The organism is Azospirillum formosense, assembly GCF_013340925.1.
Lineage (GTDB): Bacteria > Pseudomonadota > Alphaproteobacteria > Azospirillales > Azospirillaceae > Azospirillum > Azospirillum formosense.
The window spans coordinates 1-3,738 of sequence record NZ_WHOR01000402.1 but is presented as its reverse complement, the minus strand read 5'-3'; the positions used below and the strand labels follow the sequence as shown (position 1 = coordinate 3,738).

Sequence of the window (3,738 nt, the reverse complement as noted above, 5' to 3'; positions counted from 1 at the left end):
CACCCCCAGGTTGTCAGCGGGGGGAGACCGCGGGCGGTGTAGGTTGGATAAAGGAGACGGCGACCGCATGGACCGTCGGGACCCCCGCGCGGGGCGGCCCCCCGCCGGGGGCACCGGTACCGGGGGAACCGGGAGCCCCCCCCGGGGGGCCGGGGGGCGGCCCCTCGCCGCCGCCCGCCACGATCTGGCGGATGCCGAGAAACGCGTGGCGGAGGCGGCCCGGACGGCGCAGGCCACCGCCGAACGGAAGGCGCGCAAGGACCGGGCGGGCCAGCGCAAGGCCGCGAAGGGCGACCTGCCGCGCATCCTGCTCGGCGGCCGGAAGGAGCGCAGCGAGGCCACCGGCGGCGACAACGCCCGCCGCGCCACCCAGCAGAAGGCCGACGCGCTCGACGCCGTGTCCGCCGCCCGCGCGCGCATCGAAGTCCTTCAGCCGCTGTCGGTCGTTCTGCCGCCCACCGGCCTTCCGCCCGGCCGGACCGTGCTGACGCTCGACGGCGTCACCGGCGGCTATGAAGCGGGGAGGCCGGTTGTCCGCGACCTGTCCTTCACCATCACCGGGCCGGAGCGGGTCGCCATCACCGGACCCAACGGGTCGGGCAAGACAACGCTGCTGGGACTCGTCGCCGGCCATCGCGCCCCCTGGTCCGGGACGGTGCGCGTCGTTGCCGGCGCGGTCATGCTCGACCAGCGGGTGAGCCTTCTCGATCCGTCTGAAACGATCCTGGACAATTTCCGGCGCCTCAACCCGCGGGAAGGGGAGAACGCCTGCCGGGCGTCGCTGGCCCGCTTCATGTTCCGCGCCGACGCCGCGTTGCAGCGCGTGTCGACCCTCAGCGGCGGCCAGACGCTGCGCGCCGGCCTCGCCTGCGTCCTCGGCGGTGCCGTCCCGCCGCCCCTGCTGATCCTGGACGAGCCGACCAACCATCTGGACATCGAGTCCATCGAAGCGGTGGAAGCCGGGCTGCGCGCCTATGACGGGGCGCTGCTGGTGGTCAGCCACGACGAGGCCTTCCTCGACGCCATCGGGCTCACGCGCCGGCTGGACCTCACCAGTCCGTCAGGAAGCGTTCCTTCGGCAGGTGAATGACGACCGAGGTGCCGGTCCCCTCCAGCGAGCGGATTTCCAGCCGGCCGCCGTGCCGCTCCACCAGCGACTTGGCGATGGACAGGCCCAGCCCGATGCCCTCGAACCGGCGGGCCAGCGAGGAATCTCCTTGGAAGAAGGGCTGGAAGACGGTCTCCATACGGTCGTCCGGGATGCCGACGCCGCTGTCGAACACCTCGGCCACCAGGGCGCCCGCGGAATCGACGCGGGCCGACACGCCGATGCGCCCGCCTTCGGGGGTGAACTTGATGGCGTTGGACAGAAGATGCAGCAAAACCTGCTTCAGCGCCCGCGGGTCGGCGAGCAGGGGCGGCAGCTCGCTAGCGATGTCGGCCTCGACGTGCAGCTTGCCGCGCTCCGCCCGCTTGGCGACCAGACGGACGCAGGAGACCACCACGTCGCGGAAGTCGCAGAGCGCCTCCTCCAGACCGACCTGACCGGCCTCGATGGTGGCCATCTCCAGCAGGTCGTTGATGTTGGCGAGAAGCAACTCGCCCGACCGTTTGATCTCCGCCGCGAAGTTGACGTACATGGGATTCTCCAGCGAGCCCAGCATCTGCTGGTGGATCACGTCGGCGAAGCCCAGGATGCCGTTCAGCGGCGTGCGCAGCTCGTGGCTCATGTTGGCGAGGAAGGCGGTCTTGGCGCGGTTGGCCAGCTCCGCCGCCTCCTTGGCCTCGATCAGCGCCTGTTCGGCCGCCTTGAAGGCGCTGAGGTCGCGCAGCATCGCGACGAAGACGTGGAAGCCGGGCAGGTCGATCTCCGACAGGGACAGCCAGACGACCATGGCGGTGCCGTCCCGCCGGAGGGCGGTCACCTCCCGTCCGACGCCGATGACCTGCCGCACCCCCGTCTCCTTGTAGCGGCGCATGTAGGAGGCGTGCTGCGCGGCCTCCTCCGGCGGCATCAGGATGGTGATGTGCTGGCCGGTCAGCTCATCCGGATCGTAGCCGAGAAGCTGTTCCGCCGCCTGGTTGGCGGCCAGGATGACGCCGCGGGCGTTCACGGTCAGGATGGTTTCGACCGCCTGTTCCACGATGGCGCGGTTGCGCGCCTCGCTGCGCTGGAGTTCCTCGTCGGCGGCGCGGGCGGTCGTCACATCCTCGATCACCGCGGCGAGAGCGCGCACCCGCCCGTCGGGGCCGTGCAGGCAGGACGGGCGCATGGCGGCGCGCATCACCCCGCCGTCGGCGCGCAGGAAGCGCTTTTCGAAGGGGTCCGGCGCCGCTTCGCCACGCATCACCCGGCCGAAGCGCAGGCTTTCCCAGGCCCAGTCCTCCGGGTGGGTGACGTCGGCCAAGTGCCGGCCGGCCATGTCCTGCGGGCTGTATCCCAGGCTGCGGGCGAAGGCGGGGTTGGCGGCCAGAATGCACCCGTCCGGTGCGGCCACGACCATGCCGACCGACGCGCTGTCGAAGATGGTGCGGAACAGGGCGTCCGTCACGCCATCCTGGGGCATCACGGACCCGACCTCGGCGGTCATACGATAATCCCGTCTGGTCAAGCCTGGCTTCGGGGCAACCCGTACTGGATGGTACGGGATTTGACGCGGCGAAAGCGAACGCGAAACGTCCGGTTGCCTATGCCGAAGGTGCGACCGATTAACCCACAAGTCAAATCAGGGCGTTGCGACGCTTCCGCTGACCATTCTAGCGCCGGCGGGGAGCCGGCCGCCGCCGCACCGCCGCACCGCCGCGGGCCGGTGCCTCGTCCAACAGAAGGAGCAGCCGGTCCAGCGTTCCGTCGTCCAGGTCGTGGATGCGTTCGGCCAGCCGGTTCGCCAGCTCGGTCGCCTTCGGGTTGAGTCCGGCGGTGTCCACCGTCACGCGCGGGTGGGACAGGTCGGCCAGCCGCTCCAGCTCCTCCGCCTCGTCCCAGATGATGCCGAAATAGGCGCAGATCTGCCGGACAAGCTGGGCGGAGGGCTGGCCCCGCTTGCCATGCTCCAGCGCCGACAGATAGGCCGAGGAGATGTGCAGGTCGGCCGCCATCTGCTTGAGCGTCACGCTCTTGCCCTCGCGCAGGGCGCGGACCCGTTCGCCGAAGGGTGTCATCGCGGCCTCGTCCTAGCGGTGCCAGCCCTGATGCTGGTCGCGCCGCCGCTTGATGAGAACGTACAGCGCCCCATCGCCGCCGTGCCGGGGCTGCGCCGGGCGCACCGCCAGCACCATCGGGCGCAGGGCGGCGTCGGCCAGCCAGCGCGGCACCGACTGGCGCAGCACGCCGACTCCGCCGGTATAAGTGCCCTTGCCGGTGATGACCAGCACGCAGCGCCGCCCCTCGTGCCAGGCGCGGTGGACGAAGCCGGACAGGGCGCCGTGGGCCTGGGCCTGACTCATCCCGTGCAGGTCGATGCGCCCGTCGATCTCCATCTCGCCGCGCGAGAAGCGGTCGGCGGTGCGGCGGTCGATGTTGTCGAGGTTGCCGACCTTCAGCGGCGGCTGCGACGGGCGCCCGCCCTTCGGCCCGCCGCCGCGCGGCGGCAGGGTGGGGGGCGGGGAGGCCGTGGTGGCGACCCGGTCCCGCCCCCCCGCGGGGGCGGCGGGGGGGTCGGGGGCTTTGACGGTCCCGCCCCGCCTCGGCCCCCCGGCGCGCATGGCGGTCCGCCACAACCCCCGCCCCTCCGGTGG

The 3,738-nt window shown here is 71.8% G+C and carries 4 protein-coding genes; 1 reads left to right on the top strand and 3 read right to left on the bottom strand.

Annotated elements, in window-relative coordinates; translation table 11 throughout:
- The first annotated feature begins 205 nt into the window (after positions 1 to 205).
- Positions 206 to 1,090 carry an ATP-binding cassette domain-containing protein gene (locus GBZ26_RS30495; protein ID WP_345772083.1) on the top strand — a complete coding sequence of 295 codons (885 nt, stop codon included), beginning with the start codon at positions 206 to 208 and terminating at the stop codon, positions 1,088 to 1,090.
- Here GBZ26_RS30495 and GBZ26_RS28150 read toward each other — a convergent pair.
- The 3 genes from GBZ26_RS28150 to GBZ26_RS28140 form a co-directional block, all read right to left on the bottom strand.
- A complete protein-coding gene (locus GBZ26_RS28150; RefSeq protein ID WP_174441630.1) occupies positions 1,050 to 2,591 on the bottom strand; it encodes a PAS domain S-box protein in 1,542 nt (513 codons plus the stop codon). The genes GBZ26_RS30495 and GBZ26_RS28150 overlap by 41 nt on opposite strands.
- A 166-nt stretch (positions 2,592 to 2,757) precedes the next feature.
- Complete coding sequence (locus GBZ26_RS28145) at positions 2,758 to 3,162, bottom strand: helix-turn-helix domain-containing protein (RefSeq protein ID WP_174441629.1); 405 nt, start codon at positions 3,160 to 3,162, stop codon at positions 2,758 to 2,760.
- Between the two features lie 12 nt (positions 3,163 to 3,174).
- Positions 3,175 to 3,738, bottom strand: a 564-nt coding sequence (locus tag GBZ26_RS28140) for a Smr/MutS family protein (protein WP_174441628.1), incomplete at its 5' end; no start/stop codon positions are given.

What these genes read in the sequence shown, in the direction of transcription:
- GBZ26_RS28150 (WP_174441630.1), bottom strand. Translation starts at nt 2,591, where the DNA reads ATGACCGCCGAGGTCGGGTCCGTGATGCCCCAGGATGGCGTGACGGAC.
- GBZ26_RS28145 (WP_174441629.1), bottom strand. Translation starts at nt 3,162, where the DNA reads ATGACACCCTTCGGCGAACGGGTCCGCGCCCTGCGCGAGGGCAAGAGC.